We start from the raw sequence: 23,413 nt of genomic DNA, 5'->3' as shown, positions 1-23,413 counted from the left end.
ATGATGACAAAAATATTTGCACATAGAGGAGCCAGCGGATATGCGCCGGAGAATACATTGGAGGCATTTGCTCTTGCGATGGAGATGGGAGCAGATGGAATTGAGTTGGATGTACAGCTGACAAAAGACGGAGAAGTCGTTGTAATCCACGATGAGGTGATTGATCGTGTAAGTAATGGGAAGGGCCTGGTAAAAGATTACACACTGGTTCAATTGAGGAAGTTTTCGTTCGATAATCATATGGAGGGATATGAGAATATTTCAATCCCTACACTGAAAGAAGTGCTGGAATTGGTAAAAGCAAGCAAAATGGAAGTGAATATTGAATTGAAAACGGGAATCTATTGGTATTTAGGCTTAGAAGAAAAGGTACTTGAGATTGTGAAAAACCGCGAGATGCACAAGCGGGTAATTTATTCTTCGTTTAACCATTATAGTGTACAGAAAATAAAGGAATTGGATCAAAAGGCAGAAACTGCATATTTGTACAGCGATGTAATTCTGAATGTGGAAAATTACGCAAAAGGAACTGGGGTTTGTGGATTACATCCGGCGGTGTATCATTTGAAAATGGCTGATTTTATGGAAAGGTATAAAGAAAGTGGGTGTAAGATCCGTGTGTGGACAGTAAACGATGCGCAAGATATGCGTTTTTTTATTCAGAATGAACTGGAGGCAGTCATTACGAATTATCCAGATGAGGCTTTGAAAATCCGTGATGACATGCAAAAGAAAGAACGTAAATAAAAAAATTTCAAAAATCCAAAAAAATAACTAGAAGTATCAGAAAGAGTCGTATACAATAAAAATGAAAAAAGAGTGAAAATGTATGCGGTTGCTTTTGAATGATACAAAAGCATGAAAAGGGAATCCGGTGAAAAACCGGAGCAGTCACCTCTACTGTAACGCGGACGATGAGACAATAGGCCATTGACAGAATAATGTTGAGAAGGTGTTTTCAAAGAAAGATGCGAAGCCAGGAGACCTGCCGTATATAGGAAAGAATGTTTTTAGGTTGGAAAGAATGTTTCTTTTGGTGATTGCATAGGCATAATTATGTGCAGATTTGGAATCACTGTATGTGAGTAAAAAGCAGTCTTTCAGAACAGAAAGGCTGCTTTTATGTACAAAGAAGGGACGAGACAAAAAGAAAAGGAGGGCAGAAAGAAGAAAACATTCATCTGAAAAAAAGAGATAGGAGAATGGAAAATGATAAGAAACAGAAAAAAATGGCACAATAAAGTTGTGAGCATTATGCTTGCGATGTTGATGGTTGTCTCTGTAGTTGTTCAATATCCGTTGAACAGTATTGCAGAGAATGTGCAGACAGGCAGTGAAGAATATTTAGGTGTTCAGACAGAGGCAAAGGTCTATGATGATTTTGAGAATGACATCTGGCTGCAATATCAGCAAAAAGAAATGCAGGTTGGGGATACCACAAATTTACGGCCTTGGAGAGTAGAACAGATTATCTCCAATGCAGTTGCAAATGACGTTCAGAGACCGGTATTTCATTTTGAGATCATCAAAGGCGACAGCATTTCGCTGGATACAGAAAGTTCCACTGAAAAAGCAGTTGTGACAGCGGAAAAACCAGGGACGTCAGTAGTGAAGGTAACCTATGATGCAGTTGAATATGGTGGAAAAACATGGGGAGCAATCTCGCCTGTGAACACAGCATATGCGGTATTTACAGTGGGAGAGACAGGGACAGCTACGATTAACTGCAGTGAAAAGCTGCAGAATTGGCGTCATTATGATACCATTTATTATAATGAAGGCGATACGGTTCCGTTTACTTTTGAGGTATCGGCAGACGGCGCTGAATCTTTAAAAGTGACATTGAATGGTTTGGAAATCCAAGGAGATGGAAATACATATACTGCAAACTTAGAAAACCGGAGTAATATCATCGGGATTGAAGCGACAGATGCGGATGGTAATGTAAAATCGCTGTATCGTGTCGTTGATGCAAGATTTATTGAGATCAATGTAGAGAATAAGACGAATCCAGATGCGGCATTAGAGCCTGGTGACACAGCAAATATCAGTTTCCGCGGTGTGACAATGCCAGTGTATAAGCTGGCTACGATTTATAATCCGGTCTGGACATCGAACAGTGCATGGGGAAAATCCGATGCAACATATCTTTCTTACAGCAATGAGACATTAGGCGAGTTTAAAGGTCAGTGTCAACAGTGGGATCTTGCGACGAACAATGATTTTGATGTAACCTTCGAGGAAGCAGGAGAGTATACATTCACAAGTCAAAACGGAATTTTTTCTGAATGGTGGGGAAGTCCTCTCGGAGCAGATATTACTGCAAATGGCTCAGGGGAACCAAACTTAAATGCACCTGTATTGAAAGACTGGTTTTCGACACTGCCAAGCTTTACTGTGTCGGTTAAAAAAGATGTTCCGGTTGAAAACATTACGTTAGATCAGGAAACATTAGAGCTACAGGTTGGAGATGTATCATCTCTGCAGGCTACTGTGACACCGGCGGATGCAACAAATCAGACAGTGGAGTGGAGCAGTGATCATACAGATGTTGTCATAGTAGATCAAGATGGCGTGCTAAATGCAGTGAGCGCAGGAAAAGCTGTTATCACAGCAAAAGCGGGGGAAAAGACAGCAACTTGTGAAGTGACAGTGAAAGAAAAGAGTGAACAGCCGGAAAAAACACCGGTTGGAACAGTGACAGTAAGCATTCAGGATATGATTCCGACACCGGATGGGGAAGACTGGCCGGAAGCAAAAGGTGTGATTTTGAAAAATACGAATGTGTCTATCTATGAAGATGATTCGATGATGGATGCGATCGTGCGTGCGTGCGAAGAAAATGGAATCAAGATTTCTTTGAATGCGTCAAAGACATACATTACGGCTGTGGATGGCCTGGAGGAGTTTGACCGCGGAGCGGCAAGCGGTTGGATGGGAACTTTAAACGGTTGGTTTACAGACAAAGGGTTTGCATCATTTACAGTGGCAGACGGGACATTTGCAGATGGAGATGTCATTACGTTGGAATATACAACGAACTATGGAAGTGATTTGACAGATACAACAGATGTAACAGGAGAACTAAAATCACTTGGAAACAACACAGGGGATTTATCGCCGGAATATAAGCGGGATGTATACAAATATACTTTGACAGTTCCGAAGGATACAACGGAGGTCTCGTTCCGACCGGAGAGCTTTAACAGATATAATAACGTTGCGATTCGTGTGGGGGACAAATCATACCGCTATGGAGACGCCATTCCGGTATCAGAGGGAACTGAAATTAAAATCACATCAACACCGACGAGCTTTATGAGCTTGTTGGGGCTAAAAGATGGAGTTACATATACAATTACGGTAAAATCTTTAGAAGAGCCGGAAAAAACACCGGTTGGGACTGTGACAGTAAGTGTTCAGGACATGGTTTCGACTCCGGAAGGAAAAGACTGGCCGGAAGCAAAAGGTGTGATTTTAGACAATGTAAAAGTGTCTATTTATGAAGACGATACAATGCTTGATGCGATCGAGCGTGCATGTGTGGAAAATAATATCGAAATTTCATTTGATTCGAACAAAACATATGTGACCGGAATTGATGGCTTGGAACAGCTTGAGCGTGGTGAAAAAAGTGGTTGGATGGGAACTTTAAACGGATGGTTCACAGATGAAGGGGCAGGTAACTTTACGGTTGCAAACGGAAAATTTGCAGATGGGGATATCGTTACAATGGAATATTCCCTCGACTATGGAAACGATTTGACAGACACAACGGATGTTACAGGAGAATTAAAATCACTTGGAATTAATACAGGTGAACTTGCTCCACAATACAGCAGAGATGTATATGAATATACATTGACAATTCCGAAAGATACAAAGCAAGTGTCATTTGCACCGGAAAGCTTTAACCGCTATGACAAAATCACAATCCAGTCAAATGGAAACGAATACCGTTATGGAGCAGCGATTCCGGTAGAAGAAGGAACTATTGTAAACATCACTTCGGTTCCGGTAAGCTACACGACACCAGTGGAACCGGATGCAAAAGTGACATATCAGGTGACTGTAAAGAACGAGGACGATTCACAGAATCCAGATCCGGAAAAACCAGACCCACAAGAGCCTGAAAAAGAAGAAATTACACTCACAGATACACAGTATGGAGTGAGTCTTACAGGAAAAGAATTGACAAAAGACATGCAGCTTGTTGTCTCCAAATTGACAAAAGACGATGCGGCGGTAGATGAGATTCGAAAAGCCATTCCGTCAAGCAAAGGAGTATTTGCACTGTATCATGTAGAACTTCGTCAGGATGGAAAAGAAGTTGCGTTATCGGATACAGCGAAGCTGAGTCTTCCGGTCGGTAAAAAATATAATGGAAATACAATGGATGTATTACTATATACCGGCGGAGAAGTGAAGAAACTTAGCGGAACTGTTACAGATGGTTATATTACTGTGAAAGTGACACAATTAGGTGATTTTGGTGTTGTGACGGATATGGCAGGAGACGGAGCAAGTACAACAGACAAATTAAGTTCAGCAGATGGCTCCGGCAACAGCCAGACAGGAACTGTAAAAACCGGTGACAGTGTAAAGATAGAGTACCTGGTATACCTGATTGCAGCATGCGCGGTTGTGATTACTGCAGTTGTTGTAGTCAAAAAGAAAAGACAAGGAAAATAAAAATGAAAAAAAGAAATGTTAGAATAATAGCATTGATGCTTGCTGCGGTGATTGCAGCAGGCAGCCCAATGCCTGTTCGTGCAGCGGATTTTGAAATCGAAGAAGAAGTTATTCTAGGAGGAACCGGGGGAGAATCAACGGCGCTGTATGAAAAAGAGTCGGAGGAGACTCTTTTTCAGGGGACAGTGGAAGTTTCAGAAAATGAAATTGCAGACCAAGATATGCAAGCAAGTCTTGACAAAGCAGCAAATTATCTGAAGACTCATGTGACGAACCCGGTCGTTAACACTTTGGGCGGAGAATGGTCTGTGCTTGCAATGGCAAGGTATGGGAATCTGCCGGAGGAGACAAAAAAGAATTATCTGGCAAATTTGTATCGGACATTGGAGGAAAACCAAGGTGTTCTGGACAAACGAAAATATACAGAATATTCGAGAGTAGTGCTGGCGCTTACGGCAATCGGGGTGGATCCTTCGGATGTCAACGGATATAACATGCTGTATCCGCTTGCAAACTTCAAACAGGTAAACTGGCAGGGAGTCAACGGTACGATTTATGCGTTGCTTGCGCTGGATTCGAAGAACTATGAGATTCCAAAGCTTACAGAAGAAGATTTGGGAAAAGGGCTGGAGCAGACGACAAGGGAAAAGCTGATTCAACAGATACTGGATAAACAGTTGAGTGATGGAGGATGGGCGTTAAGTGGAACGAAGTCTGATCCGGATATGACTGCGATGGCAATTCAGGCGCTTGCTCCATATTATGAGAAAAACAGCGGGGTTGAAACCGCGGTTGAAAAAGCGCTTCAGACATTGAGTACGATGCAGGACGAAAATGGCGGATTTGCAAGTTTTGGAACTGAGAATCTGGAAAGTGCAGCCCAAACTGTAATCGCACTTTCAACATTGAATGTAGAACTTTTATCGGATGAAGCATTTATAAAAAATGGTAAATCTGTATTAGATTATCTCCTGAGCTATCAGTTAAGTGACGGTGCGTTCAAGCATACTCCACAGGAGAATACAGCAGATGCGATGTCTACAGATCAGGGCACGATGGCACTTGTCGCATATAACCGGGCTGTAAACGGAAAAAATACATTATATGATATGACTGATGTGCAAAACGGCGGCGACGAGGAGGAAGAGACTGCGGAAAATATTGCACGTTTTCGGGCAAAACTTGAGGTGCTTCCGGCACAAATCAGAATCAAAGATCAGCAGACAGTGTATGCATTGATCAGCGAATTGGATCAGATGAAAAAGTTTGCAGAAAAAGAGGAATTTCGCGGCCGATTGCAAGAGAAACTAGAGGAAATCTCGGAGCAGATAAAGGTAGTAGAGAGTCTCGATGAACAGATATGGAATGAAATCAATCCACTGGCAGTTACCTTAAAAGATGCTGAAAAAATTGCAGAACTACTGAAAATATACGAGAGTATCCCAAAAGAGAATCTTGAATATGTAGAACACAGAGCGGATTTGCTGCAGGCAGATACAATCGTAAAAAAATTGCAGAATGGAATTTTGGCAAAAGAGATTTTTACAAATGTGAAAGACTCTAGTATCGATTATGTATATGAGACCTGGAATTATACACTCACACTGAGAGGTGCGAACAATTATGAACCTGCGGATATGAAAGCCGGAGTGACAAGCGAAAAGAAAGATGGGAAATACTTTTTTACAACTGAGGAGAGCGGAACACTTCCGGGAAATATCGACCTAAGTATCAAGTGCAGCGGATTTACGAGCAAAGATTATGTGCTTTATAAACAGGAGAATGGAAAGTCTGTTAAAGCAGGAACCGCAACTGTCTTGGGAGGCTATCTCACCTGCAGTATTTCAGAGGGCGGGACTTATTATATTCAAAGTGAGCCGGAGAATGCAGGAACAATCGAGCCTGTGTTTACAGGAACCAAAAATCTTCAGGAAATAGCAGAGCAGGTAAAGGAGACGTCGAATAAAAAGACGACTGCAAAAGCACAGGCGACATCCAAGAAAGATGACAGTAAAACTGTAAAAGCAGAAGTGAAAGACAATGTTGTTGCAAAGTCAGAACTTGCCCGTGTCAAAGATCAGGATAAGAACCTTCAGATGGAAGGAAAAATGACCGATGGAACGACGTACACATTCACATTGAATGGAAAAGATATCAAGGAAGAGAAAGAGATCAATATTGAACTGAAACGTACAAGTCCATATGATGATGAGATCAAACAGCTCTCGGAACATCCGGCTGTGCTGTATTTTGAACAATCAGGAACATTTCCTGGAGTTATACAGGTGGAAGTGCCGGTAGAAAAAGAAGACGGAGAGTATTTACTTTTGTATTATAATCCAAAGGAACAGAAGGCGGAGTATGTGCAGAAGGTGGAAGTAAAAGATGGACAGACAAAATTTCTGATTGAAAAAGGCGGAGCGTATTTCATCGATAAGAGGGCGAGTACAAAGTCACTGAAGGATGATACAAAAGAAAAAGACAATTTTATTGATGCCGATACAGATGAGATTATTCTTCAGGGGACAAAAGAAGAGACGAAATCCTTGTCTGTGCCATATATTGTCGGGGCGCTCATTGCATGCGCAGTGGTTGTATCGGGACTTGGATATTCGTTCACTCTAAAAAAGAGACGTAGAAGGGACAGAGATGGTGATGAAGCATAAAGTGAAAAGGGTCATAGGGCTGCTTTTGATCGCTGTGTTGATGAGCAGTGTAGCGACAGGCTGTGGAAAGACAACGCTTACTAATACAGTGCAGAATGAAAATAAGCAGAAGGATTCAGATGCATGGATGGAGGATGATGCCTCCGGTCAAAAGGATACGGATAAAAGTGAGACTTCTAAGGAAGAAGAATACTATGACGTAGACAAGATACAAGGCGGGGAAGTTGACTATTCCAAATATGAGGAGAAAAAATCATCCAGAGCAGCAAGCGGAAATAGCAACAGCAATGTTACATACAGCGATGGGACCGGAAGTGGACAGGATCAATATCAGACAAATCCTGTTCCGGAAGGAATGCAAAATCCGGTGGAACCAGGAGAAATCACAATTGACAAAAGCAAGAAACAGACCTGCTATCTCACCATTTCCTGTGCAACGATTCTTGACAATATGGAAAATCTGACAGAAGGGAAAGAAAAACTGATCCCTTCTGACGGAGTGATCTATGCGACAAGAAAAGTGACGTTTTATGAAGGAGAGAGTGTCTTTGATGTCCTTCTCCGTGAAACGAAAAATAACCGTGTGCATATGGAATATTCCTTCAATCCGCTGTTCAACAGTAATTATATAGAAGCGATCAATAATCTGTATGAGTTTGACTGCGGCCAGAATTCCGGCTGGATGTACAATGTCAATGGGTGGTATCCAAACTATGGCTGCAGCAGATATATAGTTCAGGAAGGAGATGAAATCCAGTGGAATTATACCTGTGATTTGGGAAGAGATCTGGGGACAAGCTGGATGGATCAAAATGGGGAAAGATAACTTTGGTACGTATCATCCGATAATTAATTTTGTTTATTTTGTATTTGTGATAGGGTGCTCCATGTTTTTGAGGCACCCTGTTTTTCTAGGGATTTCCTGTGTGAGTGGTTTTATTTACTATATTTATCTTAAAGGAAAGAAAGCATTCAAAACAGCTCTATGGCTCATGATTCCTGTATTCTTGATCTCAGCACTTGTAAATCCTCTTTTTAATCATGAGGGAGTGACACTTTTGTTCTACTTTCGAACGGGCAATCCCCTGACGTTAGAATCCATTGTATATGGACTGGCGTCCGGTGTGATGCTTGTGTCGGTATTAAACTGGTTTTCCTGCTATCAGGTCATTATGACCTCGGATAAATTCATTTATCTGTTTGGGAAACTAATTCCGGCGATGTCATTGATTTTATCTATGGTGCTTCGCTTTGTTCCGAAGTTTAAAAATCAGATTGAAAAAGTGTCCGATGCGCAGAAGTGTATTGGGAGAGATGTGACAAATGGAAATACACTTGCAAAGGCAAAATACGGCATGAAAATTCTTTCAATCATGACGACGTGGGCATTGGAAAATTCAGTGGAGACAGCAGATTCCATGAAGTCGAGAGGATATGGACTGCGTGGCAGAACTAATTTTTCCATCTATCGTTTTGATACGAGAGACAAAAGGATATTTTCGGTGATGGCTGTAGCAGGCCTGATTGTGCTTGGCGGAATTGTAACAAAAAAAGTATATTTTTTATATTTCCCGATGATGGAGGGAAATCCGTTAAACTGGGAAACACTTTTGATCTATGTCATTTATGGGGGAATGTGTATGCTTCCTATGGTGATTAATATTGTGGAGGATATAAAATGGCACTATTTGAAATCAGAAATCTGACATTTACTTACCCAGAGGCAAAGACACCGGCTTTGCAGGAGGTGAATGTTGCAATTGAACAGGGAGAATTTATTGTCATCTGTGGAAAATCTGGCTGCGGAAAGACGACATTGCTTCGGCATTTTAAAACTGCACTGACACCATATGGGACAAGAAGTGGAGAAATTCGATTTTTGGGGGACGCTTTGGAGCAGGTATCTGTCAGAACACAGGCAAGTGAGATCGGATATGTTCTTCAGAGTCCGGACAATCAGATTGTGACAGATAAAGTGTGGCATGAAATGGCATTTGGACTTGAGAATCTCGGATATGATCAACAGACGATTCGGCTTCGAGTAGCTGAGATGGCGAGCTTTTTTGGCATTCAGAACTGGTTTGCGAAAAATGTGGAGGAACTGTCGGGAGGACAGAAACAACTTTTAAATCTGGCTTCTGTGATGGCAATGCAGCCGAAGGTGCTTGTGCTTGATGAGCCGACTTCACAGCTTGACCCGATTGCGGCGAGTGAATTCCTTGCAACGATACGGAAAATTAATCTGGAACTTGGGACGACGGTGATCATCATCGAGCACCGTTTGGAAGAAGTGTTTCCGATGGCAGATAAAGTGCTTGTTCTGGAGGAGGGACGACAAATCTTGTATGATGAGCCAAGGCAGGTAGGAAAGGCGCTTGCCGGAAATGATCTGTTTCTTGCAATGCCAAGTCCGGTACAGATTTATGATGGAACGGGACAGGTCGGAACATGCCCTTTGACGGTCTGCGAGGGGAGAAACTGGCTGAAGGCACATTTTGAAAAAGAGCAATCTGGATTCTGTGAGACAGAGAACGAAAAGAGTACAAAAGGAAAAGATGAGGTTGTCATCGAGGCAAAGGAAGTGTGGTTCCGATACGAAAAAGAGATGCCGGATGTCGTGAAAGATCTGTCCCTGCAGGTAAAAAAGGGCGAACTTTTCTGCATGTTAGGCGGAAATGGAACTGGGAAAAGTACGACATTATCACTTTTATCCGGAATTCGAAGACCTTATCGAGGGAAAATCCTGCTGAAAGGAAAGGATATTCGCAAGCGAAAGGAAAAAGAATTGTTTCATGGTTTGATAGGGGTGCTTCCGCAGAACCCGCAAAGTCTTTTTGTGGGAAACACAGTCCGTGAGGACTTGTGGGAAATGTTTTCTGGATTTCATATCCAGCGAAAAAAGGAATATGAAAAGCAAATGGAGCGTGTGATTGAAGATACACAAATCGGTCATCTGCTTGATATGCATCCGTACGACCTAAGCGGCGGCGAGCAGCAAAGGGCGGCTCTGGCAAAGGTGCTTCTCCTGGAACCTGAGATTTTGCTTTTGGATGAGCCGACAAAAGGTCTTGATGGTTTTTACAAACAAAAACTTGCGGATATTTTTGAGCGTCTGAAAAAGAGAGGTGTCACAATTCTGATGGTGTCGCATGACATTGAATTTTGTGCTTCTTATGGAGATACGTGTGCAATGTTTTTTGATGGAAGTGTTATAACTTCGCAAAGTGCAAAAGCATTTTTTGTCGGAAATAGTTTTTATACAACAGCGGCAAACCGGATGGCGAGACAGTTATATCCGGATGCAGTAACAGTAAAGGAAGTGATAGAAGCATGCAGCAAAAACAGGCGACAGGAGTAGATACAAAGGCGATGCTGCCGATTTTTTCTTGTGGATTTATGGTTGTTGCTGAACTGTTTCTGCCGTGGTTTTCCATGCCGGTCTTGAAATACTCAAAACTTCAGACTTCATATACGTTGTGGAATGTGTCAGAATGTGTGGATAATATACAGAAAAGTATCCGTGGAGGAGGAAAACTTTCCATGGAACTGTTGACGGCGGAGGAAATAAAAACGATTGGGCAGTGGAGTATTGCCTTGCAGGTCTTTGCAATTATTTTGACAGTTCTCCTGATTGGTGCTGCGATTGCAGCATATAGGTGGAAGAAAAAAAGTGTAGTATATATTCGTCTCACCTTTTTGGTAGCGGCAATTTTGCCGGCACTGGCATTTGCGGCAAACATGCAGGGAAACCTGTTTCTAAATGAAAAGATTGGACGAGAGAGTCATTTTATCAATTTGACGATACACAGCTATCTTCAGCTGACAGCATTTCCATATGCACAGTTGATTCTTGCTTTAGTGATGATTGCAGCGGTCGGAAAGCTTTTGGATACGCAGTTTGAGTATGAGGCGATCATGTATATACAGAGAAGTGTGCGTGAGGATAAAAAAATCGGAAAGCGAACCAAAGTCTCCATTTTTTTGATTTTGTTTGCGATTCCGTGTTTGATTTTTTTCGGAATCTTTTTCCTGAATGACAGAAGCGCATCTTTCATTGCTTTGTGTATTATTGGGCTTGCAATGATACCGTTTTGCATGATTTTTGAAGATCGGAAACCACAGGCAAGGGAAGTGCTTTTGATTGCGGTTATGGCTGCGATTGCAGTTGTTGGGCGTATGGCATTTTTTATGCTGCCACAGTTTAAGCCGGTGACAGCCATAGTGATCATAACCGGAATCAGTCTCGGCGCAGAAGCAGGTTTTTTGACAGGTGCGGTTGCGGGATTTGTCTCTAATTTCTTTTTCGGTCAGGGACCGTGGACACCTTGGCAAATGTTTGCGTTTGGCATTATTGGGTTTCTTGCAGGCTTATTGTTCCGTGGAAAACGGGAAAAATATAAGAAAAGCAAGTTGATTTTATGCCTGTATGGGGGAATTGCGACACTTGTAATCTATGGCTTTTTGATGGATACGTCTTCCATTACTATGTTTGGCACCGGATTTTCGTGGAAGGCGCTTGCGGCAATGTATGCAAGTGGTCTGCCGTTTAATATCGTGCATGGGATTTCCACAATGGTGTTCCTGTTCTTTCTGGCGGGACCGATGGATCGAAAATTAGAGCGCATCAAGAAAAAATATGGAATTTTATAAGGAAATAGTTCAGAACCTTCCGTTTTGAGAAACAAACACTTGGCGGTTTTTTTGATTTGCGTTATAATCGTACTATCAAAGTAGGATGAAATCACATTTACAGGAGATGATACAGATGATAAAAGTACAGGAATACAGAGGACATATCCGCAATTGGGAAGAGCTCTGTGAGCGGCTTGGGATTTCTCTTTTGCTGCCGCGCAAAGAACGGGAAGAAGAGATTTTGGTGAAAGCATATGAGACATGGGGATATGAGATGGCAGATCACATGCACGGCATGTTTGCATTTGCCTTGTGGGATGAGGAGAACAATCAGTTGTTCTGTCTGAGAGACCCGTTTGGAACAAAACCGTTTTACTATTATGAGACAGAAGATGGGACACTTCTTTATGGCACAACAATCCGAAAGATCATGGAGCAGCCGGGATTCAAAAAAGAATTGAATGAGGAGATGCTTCAACTATATTTGAGCCTGACATATGTTGCGGGTGAGAATACGTTTTTCCGCGGATTAAAAAAATTGATGCCGGGACGGTACTTGATCTGGAAAGATGGAGTATTGAAGATTGAGCGCTACTGGAGTCCGCAGTTTCATCCAGATGAAAGTAAATCATTGGAAGACTGGGCAGATGAGATCCATACGACACTTCAGGAAATCATGCCGGAAGTGAAGGCAAAGGATGAGACAGTAGAATCGTTCTTATCCGGCGGCGTGGATTCTTCCTACGTGCTTGCAATGTCTGAGGCGAAAGTAGCAGATTGCTGTGGATATGAGGAAGAGAGATTTGACGAATCAAGGATGGCAGAAGAGACAGCAAACCTTCTTGGACGAACATTTTCCAGACGCGTTATCACGCCGGAGGAGTATTTTGAGACAGTACCTTATGTCATGTACAATATGGAGCAGCCACTTGGGGATGCGTCAGCAATTGTTTTTGCAATCGGATGTAAAGCGACAGCAGAGCATACGAAGATCTGCTACTCAGGTGAAGGAGCAGATGAGTTCTTTGGAGGATATAATATGTATCGCAATGCAGAGCGATACGGTGAGAATCTGAAGGATTTTTATGTTGGAAACACGAACATCATGAAAGAAGATGAGAAACAAAAGATTTTGAAGCATTATGATCCAGATGTGCTGCCGATTGAAGTTGCGGCTCCGATTTATGAAGAGATGGAAGGGTTAGACCCACTTTCGAAAATGTCCAATGTCGATATTCAGATTTGGCTGGAAGGAGATATTTACCTTAATGTCGATAAGATGAGCGAGGCGGCGGGATTGGAGATCCGTATGCCACTGACAGACCGGAGAATTTTTGATATTGCATCGAGAATGCCGTCTAAATATAAAGTCAATGATGAACAGAACAAGGTGGCATTTCGTACTGCAGCCGCGAAGGTTCTTCCTGAGGAGATTGCTTTCCGTAAGAAACTTGGATTTATTGTGCCGATTCGAATTTGGATGGCAGATGATCGTTACAATCAAGATGTGCGTGCGAAGTTCCAAAGTGAGATGGCAGAGAAATTCTTCAATGTGGACGAGATTAACGCAATTTTTGATGAGTATGTAAATGGAAACTCTGACAATTGGAGAAAAGTGTGGACAATTTATACCTTCCTTGTATGGTATGAGGAATATTTTGTGAAACGCTGATAAAGCGTTAATTTTCAGGGAGATAAGTAATTATCTCTCTGTTTTTGTGTATTTAAGAATGCGTACTACACATTTTTGTATAGAAGAAGTTAAATATCCGTAAATGGGTGTAAGAATACATAAAAAAAGACCGGCACCAATGTGCCAGCCTGAGAAAGGAGAAAAATATATGTAAACGTTTTAAAACGTAATTGTTAGGCGAAGTCCAACAGCCATAAATAAGGTTTTAAATACAACCGTTGTCTTCTTTTATTTGATAAGTTTATTATAAAGGATATTTGTGAGTAAAATATGTCGAAAGAAGAAAAGAATTATGAAATTTCTAAAGAAAATCCTAAGGGATTCTTTCTCACTGGTTAATAAATATTCCGATAAGTTAACCGACCTTCAATTGTGCATAGCGATTCTGTTTGCTATGATATAAATAAGCAAAGGCCCTTGCAAATAAAAAATGGAGGATGAGGATTTATGCAAATTGGAACGGTAATCAGAAAGTATCGAAAAGAAAAGAATATGACACAGGAAGAGATGGCATCTTATCTCGGCGTGACAGCACCTGCGGTGAATAAGTGGGAGAATGGAGTTTCCCAAACAAAAGGATATTAAGAAATAACCTGTGTTTACCTGCTTGCAAATTATTGTATTTGGATAAACGAGAAAAAAACTTTTTATTGACAGATATAATATCAGATATTATAATTGTCCGTAATTGAATAACTATCTTCAGGGCAGGGTGTAATTCCCTACCGGTGGTATAGCCCACGAGCCGAAAGGCATGATTTGGTGAAATTCCAAAGCCGACAGTATAGTCTGGATGAAAGAAGATGAAAGTAAGTTTATGCTTTTTTTGCGTGCTCTGGAATGATTTTATATTGTTTCAGAGCATTTTCTTTAATCGCATAAATCCTCTTTTGCATGTCTTGGATAGATTTTATTCAAGGCATGTATTTTTTTGGAGGTGTAAAAATGAGCGATACAGAATACATGAAATTAGCAATAAAACTGGCAAAAAAAGGTGCTGGCTATGTCAATCCTAATCCTATGGTTGGGGCAGTAATTGTAAAAGATAATCGAATTATAGGACAGGGATACCATGAAATCTTTGGTGGATTGCATGCAGAGAGAAATGCATTAAAAAATTGTAGGGAGTCACCTGTAGGAGCAACACTTTATGTAACACTTGAACCATGCTGTCACTATGGTAAGACACCACCTTGCACAGAAGCAATTATTAAAAGTGGCATTACAAGAGTAGTCGTCGGAACTTTAGACTGTAATCCTATTGTGTCTGGAAAAGGTGTAAAGGTACTTGAGGAAAACAACATTCAAGTTGTGATAGGAATTTTAGAAATGGAGTGTCAACAGTTAATCAAAGTTTTTAGAAAATATGTTACAAGGCATATTCCTTATGTTTTTATGAAATATGCAATGACAATGGACGGGAAAATAGCAACTTATACAAATCAATCAAAATGGATAAGTGGCGAAAAAGCGAGAAAACAAGTACATCAATTCAGGCATAAGGTTACTGCGATCATGGTAGGAGTGAATACAGTTATTCAAGATGACCCTTTACTGACATGCCGATTAGAAAACGGGGAAAATCCTATTCGTATCGTATGTGATACAGATTTAAGAACACCCATTACATCAAAAATTATCAAAACAGCGAATGACATTAAAACATATATCGCTACTTCTTCTATTGATGAAAGTAAGATTGCTCTTTACAGAAAATGTGGTTGTGAAATTATTTATACGAAGAAAAAAGGTAATCATATTGACTTAATGAATTTAATGCAATGTTTAGGAAATATGCAGATAGACAGTCTACTTTTAGAGGGTGGAAGTGCAATGAATTGGAGTGCTCTTGAGCAACAGATTGTTGATGAGGTGCAAATTTATATAGCACCTAAAATATTTGGTGGGAGTGCAAAAAGCCCTGTAAGTGGTCAAGGTGTTGCTTTTCCTAATGACGCCATTATGCTTAAACCATATGCTTTTTCTCAAGTGGGAAATGATTATTTCATAGAAAGCGAAGTGATTTATCCATGTTTACAGGAATAATAGAAGAAATCGGTAAAGTAGAAAGAATACAGAAAGATACTTGTAACTGTAAACTATCCATTAAAGCTTCAAAAATATTAGAGGATATACATTTAGGCGACAGCATAGCAGTCAATGGTATCTGCCTTACAGTTACTTGTTTCACTCGACAATCTTTTACAGTTGATGTGATGAATGAAACATGGAACAGAACGGCTCTTAGCCTGTTAAGACATGGAAGCCTTGTGAATTTAGAAAGAGCTATGCCTATGAATGGCAGGTTGGGCGGTCACATTGTTACGGGGCATATTGATGGGACAGGCAGAATATCGTCTGTGCGTAGAGACAAAAATGCGGTGTGGTATCAAATCAATACGCAAAGAGAAATCTTAAATCTAATTGTTGAAAAAGGTTCGATTGCTATTGACGGTATTAGTCTTACTGTCGCAAAAGTATCGAAAGCAGATTTTTCGGTATCCGTTATCCCTCATACTTTGGAGCAAACAATTCTCAAGAATAAACAAGTCGGGGATATGGTAAACCTTGAAAATGATATATTAGGGAAATATGTGCAGAAACTCATAGACAACAGCAATGAAACAGAGTTGTCGAAAGAGTTGTTATGCCGATACGGATTTTAGCAGAAAGGATAAAGGAATTATGAAATATCAAAAAATAAAAGAGGCATTGCAGGCGTTACAAGAGGGAAAACTTGTTTTGGTTATGGACGATAAAGAGAGAGAAAATGAGGGGGATTTAATTTGTTCGGCACAATTTGCGACAACAGAAAATGTTAATTTTATGGCGACTTATGCAAAAGGCTTAATCTGTATGCCTATGAGTGAAAGTCTGGCTAACAGGCTCATGCTTTCCCCTATGGTTGAAGATAATACAGATAACCATGAAACTGCCTTTACAGTTTCTATTGATTATAAGGATACTACAACAGGTATTTCTGCCGAAGAAAGAGGATTAACGGCTCGTATGTGTGTGACTGAGAATGTAAATCCCTTTGACTTTCGTAGACCGGGGCACATGTTTCCTCTGATTGCAAAGAACGGAGGTGCTTTGGAAAGAAATGGACATACAGAAGCAACGGTTGACCTATTGAGGTTGGCTGGCTTAAAAGAATGTGGCTTATGTTGCGAAATTATGAATGAAAACGGGAAAATGATGAGAACACCTGATTTAATTCAGTTTTCTCAAACACACCATATACCTACCCTCACAATTAAAGAATTACAGGAATACAGAAAAGTATATGATTTGCTTGTAGAATGTGTTTCGGTTGTAGAAATGCCTACAAAATATGGGAATTTCAAAGCACATTGTTATATCAATAAATTGAATGGAGAACATCATGTTGCATTGGTTATGGGAGATTTGAATAATGGAAACGATGTGCTATGTCGTGTCCACTCAGAGTGCTTAACAGGAGATGCCTTTGGCTCTTTACGCTGTGATTGTGGACAGCAGTTAGATAAAGCAATGAAAATGATTGCAGAAAATGGTTCTGGTGTATTGCTTTATATGCGACAAGAGGGACGAGGTATCGGGCTTGTCAATAAACTAAAAGCCTATCATTTACAGGATAACGGTATGGATACACTTGACGCCAACCTTGCATTAGGATTTCAAGGCGATTTAAGAGAATATTATATCGGTGCACAGATTTTAAGAGATTTGGGAATAAAATCATTGCATTTACTTACAAATAATCCTGATAAAGTTTATCAGTTAGAAGATTATGGAATGAAAATTTCAAGCAGAGTACCGATTGAAATAGAAGCAAATCCTTATGATAGTTTTTATCTAAAGACAAAGAAAGACCGAATGGGACACATTTTGAATATGGAGGAAAAATAAATGAACACTTTTGAAGGAAATTTAGTAGCAGAAAATATAAAAATCGGTATTGTTGTAGCAAGATTTAATGAGTTTATAACTTCTAAGCTATTAGCAGGTGCATTAGATAATTTGAAAAGAGAAAATGTTGGTGAAAAGGACATAGAGGTAGCTTGGGTTCCGGGAGCATTTGAAATACCTTTGATAGCGTCTAAAATGGCAAAAAGTAAAAAATATGATGCGATTATTTGTTTGGGAGCAGTTATTCGAGGTAGTACAAGCCATTATGATTATGTGTGTAGTGAGGTATCAAAAGGAATTGCTCAAATCAGTTTAAATACCGAAACACCAGTTATGTTTGGTGTTCTTACGACAGATACGATTGAACAGGCGATAGAACGAGCTGGTAGCAAAGCAGGAAATAAAGGCTCTGAATGTGCACAGGGAGCTATTGAAATGGTAAATCTAATTCGTGCATTAGAGGTATAATATGATTGGGGATTAAAAGGTAAAGCGAAAAAGCATAATAGGCGGAGTGATCCAGACACGGCGGTGGGAAAATCTCTTAGATTTTTCCACCGTTTTTAGTGGCTGGTTCACTCCGGCAGTTGAGCGAGCTTGCGAGCGAACAGTAAGCCCCCGTTATCTAACAAGGGGGGCACAAAAAACAAGAAACAATATACACTACTAAGCGGAAAACGCTGTATTTACAAGGTAAAATCGCTTTTAATAGGGTGTTAACTAAAAAGCACTCATTTAATACATAAAAATTGAATAAGACATAGGAAAGACAGTTGATTTCAAACGAGAAATTGATTGTCTTTTCTTTTGCGGAAATTTAAGTATAGGCAATTATCAAATATGGTAGTTGCCTTTTTTGATTGGAGGAATTGAAGAATGAATGATAAAAACTTTATAGAAGAATTAAGACAAAAGCGTGAAGAATATGGAGTAACACAAAGAAAACTTGCTGTTGCCTGTGGTATCAGTCGTACATATTTTAACCAGATAGAGAATGGGACTGTTGTTCCCTCTGCTGAACTAAAACAAACGATAGAAAAACAGATTGAGCGTTTCAATCCGCAAGAACCACTATTTCTGTTGATTGATTACTTCCGTGTCCGCTTTCCTACGACAGACGCATTAAAGATTATTCGTGAAGTATTACAACTAAAAGCCGATTATATGCTTTATGAAGATTTTGGAAAATACGGATATGAAAGCAAATATGTTTTAGGCGACATCAACATCATGTGTTCCATGCAAGAGCATTTAGGTGTTTTATTAGAACTAAAAGGCAGAGGGTGTCGGCAAATGGAAAGTTATCTATTGGCACAGGAACGCTCATGGTATGACTTTATGCTGGATTGTTTAACGGCAGGTGGTAAGATGAAACGACTTGACTTGGCAATCAATGATAAAGCAGGAATATTAGATATTCCAAAGTTAAAGGAAAAATACAAGGCTGGCGAATGTATCTCCTACTTTCGTATGCAGAAAGATTACAGCGGTACGGAAAAATGTGGTAGCGATTTACCAAAGAATACAGGAGAAACCTTATATCTCGGTTCAACCAGTAGTGAGTTATATATGTGTGCCTATCAGAAAAATTACGAGCAGTATGTCAAAAATGGCATAGAAGTTGAAGATACAGAAATCAAGAACCGTTTTGAAATACGCATGAAGAATGAACGAGCCTATTATGCGGTTGTAGATTTACTGACCTATCGGGACGCTGAACGCACCGCTTTTTCTATCATCAATCATTATGTCCGCTTTGTTGATAGAGAAGATGATAAACCGAAAAGTCAATGGAAAACAAATGATGATTGGGCATGGTTTATAGGGGAAAATAGAGAGCCGATACGATTAACGACTAAACCAGAACCTTATACTTTACAAAAGGCATTACATTGGTTACAAAGACAGGTTGCACCAACCATAAAAATGGTACAAGCATTAGACAGAGAAAATCATACAACGATACTGAAAGATATGATTGAGCAGGCAGAACTCAAAGATAAGCATAAACACTTATTACAATTAGAAAAATCAACCATAGAAGAACGCATAGATACCGCTGTCCCACAAGAGAATGACGGTATTTTTTAATTTCTTCAAAATATCTGCAACAAAACATCAACTTGTGTACAGATATGGTACGAGAAAAGGAAATCTAACTTTTTTTGAAAATAGGTCATCAAATCAAGGTTTCCATTCCCTATATGGAGTGAAAGAAGAAAAGTTTTGAAAAAATGTCGGAAATTCAAGATGAGTGGACAGTGTTATGTGAAAGAAGACAAAGTATCTTCAATTTGTATTCAAACAGGTATTAGCAGTTGAGTGTTGATGTGAAAAGAAGAAAATATTTTCATTCTCAACTTAACATTTGGTAGTTGTCGTTCCCTATATGGAGCAAACAAAATCTTTCATTTCATAGTTGGCAGTAACGGTATTGCATAGGTAGTTAGGGTGTGAAAAGAAATCTTTTCATCATCAACTTAGCAGAATGACAATTTCTTTCCCTATATGGTACAAGAAAAGAAAAAAGTTTTGAATATTGGTTACGCTTTTACTCTTTTCCAACGCGATATATAGGAAAGATGATTTTCTTCTTTCAATCGCTCTTTGACAACTGAATAAAGCAATTCAATACCTTTGACAGACAGCGAGCCGTTGAAACAGATACGCCATGACCTTTCTCCTGCAAAAGTGAGCGACAACCTATCTGTGTTCTTGTAAAAGATTTGTCCTCTTTTATCGCCATGACCTGTGCTGTCAGATAATGATACTCCCGTACAGCCACAGCTTGAGCGTTAAAAGCGTCGCACGCAATGGGTACGGCTACATAAGAACTATGCAGAGGTGGAAGTCCTGTGGGCTATGACAAAAGCCGTTGAATTGCTTAGAAAGATTTTACAGAAAGGGGGTATGTGTTATTGATAATGCTGTAAAAACAATTCAAAAGAAAAATAACAAGTGTGGCATTGGCAACAGAGGAAAGACAAAGATTGTTGTAAAAGAGCATTTCTCCGAAAAGGGAAAGACAATGGAAGAACTTCTAACTGATGTCATGTTGGAAAAAGCAAAGCAGACAATCGCATAAAATCGGTGCAGTTGTAAGAAGTAGATTGAATGACAAAAAGTACCCGTGTTATACTTTACTTGCAAGCAGGTATTGTAAACACGGGTTAGTTATAAAGGAGGATAACTGACAATGAAACAACAGATTTACAATACTGCACTTTATCTTAGGTTAAGCCGAGATGATGAATTACAGGGCGAAAGTTCCAGCATTACCACACAAAGAAGTATGTTGCGTCTATATGCAAAAGAACATCATTTGAATGTGATTGATGAATATATTGATGACGGCTGGTCGGGAACAAATTTTGACAGACCGAGTTTTCAAAGAATGATTGAGGATATAGAGGCAGGAAAAATCAACTGTGTTGTAACAAAAGACTTATCACGACTTGGTAGAAATTATATTATGACAGGACAATATACAGAATTGTATTTTCCCAGCCATAATGTCCGTTACATAGCGATTGACGACGGTGTGGACAGCGAAAAAGGCGAAAGTGAGATTGCACCATTTAAGAACATCATCAATGAATGGGTGGCAAGAGATACGAGCCGTAAAGTGAAATCAGCCTTTAAGACGAAATTTGCAGAGGGTGCGTATTATGGGGCTTATGCTCCGTTAGGATATAAGAAACACCCCGACATCAAAGGGAAACTGTTGGTTGATGAGGAAACAAAATGGATTGTTGAAAAAATCTTCTCTCTAGCCTATCAAGGTTACGGTAGTGCCAAAATCACAAAAATACTGCGAGAAGAAAAAGTCCCGACAGCGTCTTGGTTGAATTTTACAAGGTACGGTACTTTTGCTCATATCTTTGAGGGAAAGCCCGAAAGCAAGCGTTATGAGTGGACGATTGCTCATGTAAAGGCGATATTGAAAAGTGAAGTCTATATCGGAAACAGCGTTCATAATCGACAATCAACCGTTTCTTTCAAAAGCAAGAAGAAAGTACGAAAGCCCGAAAGCGAATGGTTTCGAGTAGAAAACACGCACGAACCGATTATTGACAAGGAAGTGTTCTATCGTGTGCAGGAGCAGATAAAATCAAGGCGTAGACAGACAAAGGAAAAGGCAACGCCGATATTTGCAGGGCTTGTCAAGTGTGCGGATTGTGGCTGGTCTATGAGGTTTGCGACAAATAAGGCAAATAAAACACCGTATAGTTATTATTCTTGTAGTTTCTACGGACAGTTTGGCAAAGGTTATTGTTCTATGCACTATATCCGCTATGATGTGCTGTATCAAGCTGTATTGGAACGATTGCAGTATTGGGCTAAGGCAGTACAGCAGGACGAAGAAAAGGTATTGAACAAAATACAGAAAGTCGGCAATGCAGAGCGAATACGGGAAAAGAAGAAAAAGGCAAGTGCCTTGAAGAAAGCCGAGAACCGACAAAATGAGATTGACCGTTTATTTGCAAAAATGTATGAAGATAGAGCCTGTGAGAAGATAACGGAACGAAACTTCATCATGCTGTCGGGGAAATATCAAAAAGAGCAGATAGAACTTGAACAGCAGATAACCAACCTAAGAGAAGAATTAAGTAAAATGGAACAGGATATGATAGGTGCTGAAAAGTGGATTGAGTTAATCAAGGAGTATTCCGTACCAAAGGAACTGACAGCACCGTTATTAAATGCAATGATAGAAAAAATCCTTATTCACGAAGCAACAACGAATGAGGAGAACGAAAGAATACAGGAAATAGAGATATACTACCGATTTATTGGAAAAGTAGACTGATAAAGAGGGTTCATATCTTTAACTAAGGGAAACTGGAAATGCATGCCCGGATATTATGCTTTTAGCTCCAATTGCAAGACTTTTGGGAATTAGCACGGATACATTGTTATCGTATCGCGAAGAATTGACAAAGCAGGAGATCGCCAATATTTCAAATGAAATCGGGAAGCGTCTGATGAAAGAGCCTTACGAGGATGTATTTCGAAGTGCGATGCAGAAAATACAGGAGTATCCGAACTGTGGAAAGTTGGCGTTTGTCTTGGCGCAGATTTTGGATAGTTATTTCGGGATAGAGGATGTGCGTGGAAAAGAGCAGTATAAGAAAGAGATTCTCGCTATTTATGACAGGGCTTTGGAGAGTGAGGAGGAAGAAATCAGGCAGGGAGCAATTATTGCATTGTATAATGAATGTTTGCGAACTGGGCAGTATGAGTTGGCACAAAGTTATCTTGATAGAATACCGAAGAAATGGATAAATTTGGATAGGCTTCAGGCAATGCTTTATAGAAAGGCCGGAAAGCGACAGGAAGCATATGAACTTTTGGAGCGGATTCTCTTTCAGAGCTGTTCGGAAATCAATGTTTGCTTTCAAGGACTTTATTTATTGGAGATGGAGAAAAATGATGTTGCAAGAGCAGAAAAACTGATGGAAAAGGCGGAGGAAATTTCACGTATTTTAGAGATGAGCGACTATATGATTCTTTCTCCGAGATTCAATATGGCATTGGATAGAAAGGATAAAGAGGAGTGTCTTATACTTTTAGAGCAACAGATTGCCAGCATAGAAACGATAGATTCTTTCAAAAAAGCGGATTTGTACAGACATATGCAATTTGCGGAGACGAGTGACAGGTCTATGGTAAAAGCAATGCTGAGAAAAGCATTGGAAAACGATGAGGAGATAGAATTTTTACGGGGGGATGAACGATTTCGGAAATTGATAAAAAGGCTTAGTTGAAAAGAGAGAAAATGAAAGCACAATTCAAATAAAAAAACAGTAGAACATAGAGTCCCAAAATGCTATAATAG

The 23,413-nt window shown here is 40.0% G+C and carries 16 protein-coding genes, 1 pseudogene and 2 riboswitches; all 17 genes and pseudogenes read left to right on the top strand.

Annotated elements, in window-relative coordinates; all coding sequences use genetic code 11:
• Positions 1-3 precede the first annotated feature (3 nt).
• The 17 genes and pseudogenes from AC6I5B_RS15645 to AC6I5B_RS15565 all read left to right on the top strand — a co-directional run bounded on the left by AC6I5B_RS15645 (position 4) and on the right by AC6I5B_RS15565 (position 23,342).
• Positions 4-747, top strand: coding sequence for a glycerophosphodiester phosphodiesterase (locus tag AC6I5B_RS15645; RefSeq protein WP_044987585.1), 744 nt, complete (start codon positions 4-6; stop codon positions 745-747).
• A 68-nt stretch (positions 748-815) separates the two neighbouring features.
• Positions 816-1,007: riboswitch (cobalamin riboswitch) on the top strand.
• A 202-nt stretch (positions 1,008-1,209) separates the two neighbouring features.
• Positions 1,210-4,692, top strand: coding sequence for a DUF4430 domain-containing protein (locus tag AC6I5B_RS15640; RefSeq protein WP_004613490.1), 3,483 nt, complete (start codon positions 1,210-1,212; stop codon positions 4,690-4,692).
• Positions 4,693-4,694: 2 nt separating this feature from the next.
• A complete protein-coding gene (locus AC6I5B_RS15635) occupies positions 4,695-7,358 on the top strand; it encodes a prenyltransferase/squalene oxidase repeat-containing protein (RefSeq protein WP_004613491.1) in 2,664 nt (887 codons plus the stop codon).
• Positions 7,342-8,184 (top strand): DUF4430 domain-containing protein, encoded by an 843-nt coding sequence (locus AC6I5B_RS15630; RefSeq protein ID WP_004613492.1) that lies wholly within the window; start codon positions 7,342-7,344, stop codon positions 8,182-8,184. The genes AC6I5B_RS15635 and AC6I5B_RS15630 overlap by 17 nt, the downstream gene beginning before the upstream one ends.
• Positions 8,185-8,284: 100 nt before the next feature.
• The gene (locus tag AC6I5B_RS15625) at positions 8,285-9,064 is read left to right on the top strand and encodes an energy-coupling factor transporter transmembrane component T (protein WP_497773442.1); all 780 of its coding nucleotides are present in this window, start codon (positions 8,285-8,287) and stop codon (positions 9,062-9,064) included.
• Entirely contained in the window at positions 9,037-10,716 is a 1,680-nt protein-coding gene (locus tag AC6I5B_RS15620) for an ABC transporter ATP-binding protein (protein ID WP_004613494.1), read from the top strand. Before AC6I5B_RS15625 ends, AC6I5B_RS15620 begins: the two co-directional genes overlap by 28 nt.
• On the top strand, positions 10,689-12,008 hold the full coding sequence (locus tag AC6I5B_RS15615) for an ECF transporter S component (RefSeq protein WP_004613495.1): 1,320 nt from the start codon (positions 10,689-10,691) through the stop codon (positions 12,006-12,008). Before AC6I5B_RS15620 ends, AC6I5B_RS15615 begins: the two co-directional genes overlap by 28 nt.
• A 115-nt stretch (positions 12,009-12,123) precedes the next feature.
• Positions 12,124-13,662 carry an asparagine synthase (glutamine-hydrolyzing) gene (gene asnB, locus AC6I5B_RS15610; RefSeq protein ID WP_044987555.1) on the top strand — a complete coding sequence of 513 codons (1,539 nt, stop codon included), beginning with the start codon at positions 12,124-12,126 and terminating at the stop codon, positions 13,660-13,662.
• Positions 13,663-14,130: 468 nt separating this feature from the next.
• A pseudogene (locus AC6I5B_RS15605) lies at positions 14,131-14,250 on the top strand (helix-turn-helix domain-containing protein); the annotation flags it as partial.
• A gap of 127 nt (positions 14,251-14,377) precedes the next feature.
• Positions 14,378-14,492, top strand: a riboswitch (FMN riboswitch).
• 136 nt (positions 14,493-14,628) lie between these two features.
• Positions 14,629-15,729, top strand: a complete 1,101-nt coding sequence (gene ribD, locus AC6I5B_RS15600; RefSeq protein WP_008690020.1) for a bifunctional diaminohydroxyphosphoribosylaminopyrimidine deaminase/5-amino-6-(5-phosphoribosylamino)uracil reductase RibD — start codon at positions 14,629-14,631, stop codon at positions 15,727-15,729.
• On the top strand, positions 15,714-16,349 hold the full coding sequence (gene ribE, locus AC6I5B_RS15595; RefSeq protein WP_008394622.1) for a riboflavin synthase: 636 nt from the start codon (positions 15,714-15,716) through the stop codon (positions 16,347-16,349). The genes ribD and ribE overlap by 16 nt, the downstream gene beginning before the upstream one ends.
• A 19-nt stretch (positions 16,350-16,368) precedes the next feature.
• Complete coding sequence (locus AC6I5B_RS15590; protein WP_008394621.1) at positions 16,369-17,574, top strand: bifunctional 3,4-dihydroxy-2-butanone-4-phosphate synthase/GTP cyclohydrolase II; 1,206 nt, start codon at positions 16,369-16,371, stop codon at positions 17,572-17,574.
• Positions 17,575-18,042: a 6,7-dimethyl-8-ribityllumazine synthase gene (gene ribH / locus AC6I5B_RS15585; protein WP_008394619.1), complete on the top strand. Its 468-nt coding sequence runs from the start codon at positions 17,575-17,577 to the stop codon at positions 18,040-18,042.
• Positions 18,043-18,450: 408 nt separating this feature from the next.
• A complete protein-coding gene (locus AC6I5B_RS15580) occupies positions 18,451-19,665 on the top strand; it encodes a replication initiation factor domain-containing protein (protein ID WP_008394618.1) in 1,215 nt (404 codons plus the stop codon).
• A gap of 784 nt (positions 19,666-20,449) precedes the next feature.
• Positions 20,450-20,659 (top strand): hypothetical protein, encoded by a 210-nt coding sequence (locus AC6I5B_RS15575; RefSeq protein WP_008394616.1) that lies wholly within the window; start codon positions 20,450-20,452, stop codon positions 20,657-20,659.
• 111 nt (positions 20,660-20,770) lie between these two features.
• Complete coding sequence (locus AC6I5B_RS15570; protein ID WP_008394611.1) at positions 20,771-22,384, top strand: recombinase family protein; 1,614 nt, start codon at positions 20,771-20,773, stop codon at positions 22,382-22,384.
• Positions 22,385-22,439: 55 nt separating this feature from the next.
• On the top strand, positions 22,440-23,342 hold the full coding sequence (locus tag AC6I5B_RS15565; RefSeq protein WP_270608151.1) for a hypothetical protein: 903 nt from the start codon (positions 22,440-22,442) through the stop codon (positions 23,340-23,342).
• Positions 23,343-23,413 lie beyond the last annotated feature (71 nt).

The sequence above is a fragment of the Faecalimonas nexilis genome (assembly GCF_059731825.1).
Note: the sequence above shows the minus strand (reverse complement) of the source record. Positions and strands in the feature narration are given on the sequence as shown.